Below are 5,012 nucleotides of genomic sequence, written 5' to 3'. Positions count from 1 at the left end.
ATCCTTTGAAGACACTGCCTAGGACGCCCGGGTGAACGTCATGATCCAGTTGGTCTCCCAGGTCTGCTCGCCGTCGACCGAGAACGCCTGCTCCCAGCGGGCGGTGGTCGCGCTGATGTCGGACCAGATGAACCGGCACCGGACCGGGCGCCCCTCGTGCTGGTCGTCGGCGTAGAAGCGGCCCACCCCGTCGACGAAGCGACCCACCATGGGCGGCTGCCCCAGCACCCCGGTGTCGCTGCTCATCCAGTAGATCGACCACTCCTGCCGGGCCGGGTCGAAGATCCGGATCGTGGCGCCGGCGGAGCCCTTGGTCGGGAACGTGATCTCGTCGAAGTGACCGCCGCCGGCGAAGAAGCCGTGCGCCACCGACACCCCGGGGAACTCCTCCCACTCGTCGGAGCCGACCAGCCGCTTGCGCAGCCGCCGGTTGACGACGTTCCAGGTGCCCACAAAGAAGTCGAAGTCGCCCATCAGCGGCCCACCGGCCCTTCCGCTCGCGTGTCACGCAGATAATCGATCAGATTCGGGCTCTCCGGCAGCAGCATGTGCCGGACCCAGGCGGCCCGCTCGTGCTCCAGGACCGCCAACTCCCAGACGCAGCCCACTGCCGGGCGGCGTAGGTGGACGAAGTGTGCCGGGTCGTCGTCGGGACAGTCCAGCGCCGGTTGCCCGGCCGCCGCGACGCGGACCTCCACCGCGTTGTCCCAGACCCAGGTGTACGCCAGCAGGTAGGCGCCGGTGACCGCGCCCCGGTGCAGCACCACCCACCCGGAGGCCGGGGTGCCGTCGTCGACGACGTCGGCCAGCAGCGCGGGCAGCAGGTCGTACGCGGCCTTCTCCACCTCGGGTTCGATCGGTCGCTCCGGCTGGTCTATGTGGTAGCGCTTGAGTTGCCGGCCGTCAACCAGCACCGGTCCGGGCGTTCGTAGTTCCTTGTCGCGAAAAGCCATGCCGGGACGGTAGGACGGGTCCCCTGACAACTAGTGTCAGTGAAGTGCGGGCTTCTCGACTTCTCTCCGTCCTGCTGCTGCTCCAGTCGCACGGGCGGTTGACCGCCGCGCAGCTCGCCGAACGGTTGGCCGTCTCCCCTCGCACCATCTACCGGGACGTCGAGTCGCTGCACGCCGCCGGCATCCCGCTCTACGGCGAGGCCGGGCACGCCGGCGGCTACCAGCTCGTCGACGGCTGGCGGACTCGACTGACCGGGCTGACCGCCGAGGAGGCCGACCGGCTGTTCCTCGCCGGGCTGCCCGGGCCGGCCGGCGAGTTGGGCTACGGCGACGTGGTGGCGGCGCTGCAACTCAAGCTGCACGCCGCGCTCCCCGCGCCGCTGCGCGACCGGGCGACCCGACTGCAACAACGCTTCCACCTGGACACTCCCGGGTGGTACGCCGACGGCGACGCTTCCCCGGAGCTGGCCCGCACGGCCGAGGCGGTCTGGCGGCAGCACCGCGTGGAGGTGCGCTACCGGGGCTGGAACGGCGAGGTGACCCGGGTCCTGGAGCCGTACGGCCTGGTGCTCAAGGGCGGCCGTTGGTATGTGGTGGCCGACCAGCCCGGCCGGGGCGCGCCGGCGACCTACCGGGTCAACCAGATCCTCGCGCTGACCCCGCTCGCGCAGGAGTTCGACCGACCCGCCGACTTCGACCTGCCGGCGTGGTGGCGGGAGCACGTGGTGCAGTTCCGGGCCCGGCTGCACCGGGACGAGGCCCACGTCCGACTCTCCCCCGCCGGGCGGGAGCGGTTGCGCGAGATCGGCAGCGATCCGGTGGTGACCGCGATGGACACCAGCGCCGGGCCACCGGACGCGCGTGGTTGGGTGAGCGCGGTGCTGCCGATCGAGTCGCTCACCCACGCCCACGGTGAGCTGCTGCGCCTCGGCGCCGACGTCGAGGTGCTGGCCCCGGTGGCGCTGCGCGAGCGGCTGGCCGCCACGGCGGCCGGGCTCGCGGCGCTCTACTCCCCCGCCTGAACAGCCCGGACCCTTCTCCACAGTGGAAGGGTCGGGGGCGTCGATTGTCGGCACGGTGTGCCACCCTGGGACGGTCATCGATGGTCACCGGAGGTGAGGGTCACGTTACGGCTACACGCGCTGGTCGCCGTCCCCGGCACCGGGCCGGTGACCCTCGACGTTCCCGCCGGCACGCTCGCCGCCCTGGTGGCGCCGCCCCGGTTCGGCACGGCGGTGGCCCGGGTGCTGGCCGGGCTGGCCCCGCCGGTGACCGGTCGCGTCCTCGTCGGCGACCGGGACGTCACCGGCCTGCCCCCGCCCCGCCGGCAGATCGGCTACGTGCCCGCCGGTGGCGCGCTGCTGCCGCAGCTCACCGTGCGCCGCAACATCGAGTACGGCCAGCGCAAACGTGAACGGGTGCACGAGGTGGCCAACGACTGGACGGCCACCGTCGTCGACCGGCTCGAGTTGGGGCTCTCCCTCGCCCTGCTGCCGCACCAGATCTCCGCCGCCCAGCGGTTCCGGGTGGCGCTCGCCCGAGCGGCGGCCTGCCTGCCCGAGGTGCTGGTGGTCGACCTGCCGGCCGGTTCGGCGGGCGACAGCCGCCTCGGTGACCTGATGCCCCGACTCTCGCCACCGGACGCGCCCGGGGTCGCGGTGCTGGTCTGCACCGCCGACCCGGCCACCCTGGCCGAGATACCGGTCCGGCACGAGCTGGTCACCGAGCCGAGCGAGGCGACCCGATGAGGCCGACCGCCCGAGTGAGTCGTCGTACGCTGCTGCGCGCCGCCTCCGCGGGCACCACCGCGCTGGCCGCCGGCTGCTCCGGCGGAACCCGGTCGGTGCAGGTCGCGGTGGTCTGGAGCACCAGCGAACTGGACCGGTTCCGCGAGGTCGTCGCCGGCTACCCCGCCCCGGTGCAGGTGGTCAGCGCCGGCAACGACATCGACGCGTTCCTGCGCGCCCGACACCTCGCCGGCACCAGCCCGGACGTGGCGATCCTGCCGCGTCCCGGCCTGGTCACCGAGTACGCCCAGCGCGGCTGGCTGAGCCCGGTGCGCGCGTCCACCGAGTACGCCGTACCCGCCGGGATGGGCGAGCTGCTGACGGCCGAGGGCCAGCGCTACGGCGTCTGGGTCAAGGCGGCGCACAAGTCGCTGGTCTGGCACCTGCCCTCGATGCTGCCCGTGCAGCCGGCCGACTGGGACGCGCTGGTCCGGCGTACCCAGGAGCTCGGCGCGCTCGCCCGGCGCGACGGCGGGCCCGCGCCCCTGGCCATCGGCGCGGCGGACGGTTGGGTGCTCACCGACTGGTTCGAGAACGTCCTGGCCGACGTGGCACCCGAGAGTTACAACGCCCTCGCCCGAGCCGACGCCGACTGGCAGGGCAGACCGGTGCGCGACGCGCTGGACCGGCTCGCCGGGCTCTGGAGCATCACCGGGGCGTTCGTCGGCGGCGGCCGTCGCGCCCTGCTCACCCAGTACGAGGAGTCGGTGATCCAGGTGGTGCACACGAAACGGGCGGTGATGCTCGTCGGGGCCGACTTCACCGCCGACGTCGCCGACCCGTTCCAGCGCGGCCCGGAGGCGCCGGCCACGTTCCGGTTCCCGGGCGCCCAGCCGGGCGGCGGCCCACTGATCGTCGGTGGGGACGCGGCGGTGGCGTTCGCCGACGCCCGGGGTGGGGTCGAGCTGGTCGAGTGGCTCACCGGGGCCGACTCGTTCCAGCCGTGGCTGCGCGCCGGCGGTTACCTCTCGCCCAACACCAACGTCGCGATCGGCAGCTACCGGGACCGCGTCGGCCAGGGGCTCGCCGAGGAAATGCGCACGCCCGGCACCCTGCGTTTCGACCTCTCCGACCAGTTGCCCGGCGCGTTCACCGGCTCGGACGGGGTCGGCATCTGGCGGATCATGCAGGGGTTCTTCGCCGACGTCACCGACGGGGTCCGGGCCGGCGAGGCGATCCGTCGGGTCACCGGCCTGCTCGCCGCGGCGGCCCGCAGCGCGGGGGGCGGCCGATGAGCCAGGTGCGGGTCCTCGGCGAGCTGGCGGTCCTCGACGACGTCGGTCCGGCCCGGCGGGGTCGGGCCTATCCGGCGGCCGGCGCGACGTCGGCCCTGCTGCTGCCGGCCGCGGTGCTGCTCGGCGGGCTGGTGCTGTGGCCGGTGCTGCGGACCATGCACGCCAGCGTCACCACCGACGGTCGCTGGGTCGGCGCGGCACACTTCCGGACCGCCCTCGCCGCCCCGGGCACCGGCGCGGTGGTCGGCCGGACGGTCCTCTGGGCCCTGCTGGTGCCGGCGGTGGTGACGGCGCTGGGTTATCTGCTCGCCGCCGCGTCCCGCCGCTCCGAGGAGGGCGGCCTGGTCCGGTTGATCCTGCTGGTGCCGGTGGCGTTGCCGCTGGTCGTCACCGGGGTCACCTTCCGGCTGATGTACGACCCGGACCCGAGCCGGGGGCTGGCCACCCTGGTCGCGACCCGACTGTCCGGCCGCTCGGTCGAGGACGCGCCGCAGTTGCTCGGGCCGGGGATGGTCACCGTCGCGTTGATGTCGGCGTTCGTCTGGGCCTGGGTCGGGTTGGCGGTGCTGGTCTTCCGCTCCGCGCTGGACGCGGTGCCGCCGAGCCTCGCCGACGCGGTCCGCGCCTACGGCGGTAAACGTCGCCATGTGCTGTGGGACGCGCAGTGGCGGCCACTGCTGCTGCGGACGACCGCGGTGGTCTTCGCGTTGGTGGCGGTCGGCACCAGCCGCACGTTCGACCTCATCCTGGTGATGACCCCCGGTTCGGTCCGCGACGAGGCCTCGGTGCTCGCGCTGCGGATCTGGCAGACCTCCGGGGGCACCACCACCGGCGACGGCGCCGCGCTCGGTGTGGTGTGGCTGGTGGCGGTGATCGGCGGGATCATGGTGGCCGCGCTCTTCGTCCGGCAGGCCTGGCCCCCGCCGCGCGTGGAGGCGACACCGGAGCCCGCTCCGGTCGCCCCGCCCCGGCGGGTGTTCCGGCTGCTCGCGGCGGGTGCCGCGATCGCCTGGCTGGTGCCGCTGGCGGTGCTGGTC

General features: G+C 73.9%; 6 protein-coding genes. 4 read left to right on the top strand and 2 right to left on the bottom strand.

Annotated elements, in window-relative coordinates; all coding sequences use genetic code 11:
* Positions 1–18: 18 nt before the first annotated feature.
* A complete protein-coding gene (locus PSH25_RS28535) occupies positions 19–474 on the bottom strand; it encodes a hypothetical protein (protein WP_238661980.1) in 456 nt (151 codons plus the stop codon).
* Positions 474–953, bottom strand: a complete 480-nt coding sequence (locus tag PSH25_RS28530) for a hypothetical protein (RefSeq protein WP_238661979.1) — start codon at positions 951–953, stop codon at positions 474–476. The genes PSH25_RS28535 and PSH25_RS28530 overlap by 1 nt, the downstream gene beginning before the upstream one ends.
* A gap of 44 nt (positions 954–997) precedes the next feature.
* On the opposite strand from PSH25_RS28530, the gene PSH25_RS28525 reads away from it, so the two are divergent.
* The 4 genes from PSH25_RS28525 to PSH25_RS28510 form a co-directional block, all read left to right on the top strand.
* On the top strand, positions 998–1,975 hold the full coding sequence (locus tag PSH25_RS28525) for a helix-turn-helix transcriptional regulator (protein ID WP_238661978.1): 978 nt from the start codon (positions 998–1,000) through the stop codon (positions 1,973–1,975).
* Positions 1,976–2,068: 93 nt separating this feature from the next.
* Positions 2,069–2,701: an ATP-binding cassette domain-containing protein gene (locus PSH25_RS28520; RefSeq protein WP_238661977.1), complete on the top strand. Its 633-nt coding sequence runs from the start codon at positions 2,069–2,071 to the stop codon at positions 2,699–2,701.
* A 14-nt stretch (positions 2,702–2,715) separates the two neighbouring features.
* Complete coding sequence (locus tag PSH25_RS28515) at positions 2,716–3,975, top strand: extracellular solute-binding protein (protein WP_238661976.1); 1,260 nt, start codon at positions 2,716–2,718, stop codon at positions 3,973–3,975.
* Positions 3,972–5,012: carbohydrate ABC transporter permease (locus tag PSH25_RS28510; RefSeq protein WP_238661975.1), on the top strand; the 1,041-nt coding region annotated here is incomplete at its 3' end. The genes PSH25_RS28515 and PSH25_RS28510, both read left to right, overlap by 4 nt.

This window comes from Micromonospora foliorum (assembly GCF_022229015.1).
GTDB classification, from domain to species: Bacteria; Actinomycetota; Actinomycetes; order Mycobacteriales; family Micromonosporaceae; genus Micromonospora; species Micromonospora foliorum.
This window is presented reverse-complemented; position numbering and strand designations above follow the sequence as displayed.

What these genes read in the sequence shown, in the direction of transcription:
- PSH25_RS28535 (WP_238661980.1), bottom strand. Translation starts at nt 474, where the DNA reads ATGGGCGACTTCGACTTCTTTGTGGGCACCTGGAACGTCGTCAACCGG.
- PSH25_RS28530 (WP_238661979.1), bottom strand. Translation starts at nt 953, where the DNA reads ATGGCTTTTCGCGACAAGGAACTACGAACGCCCGGACCGGTGCTGGTT.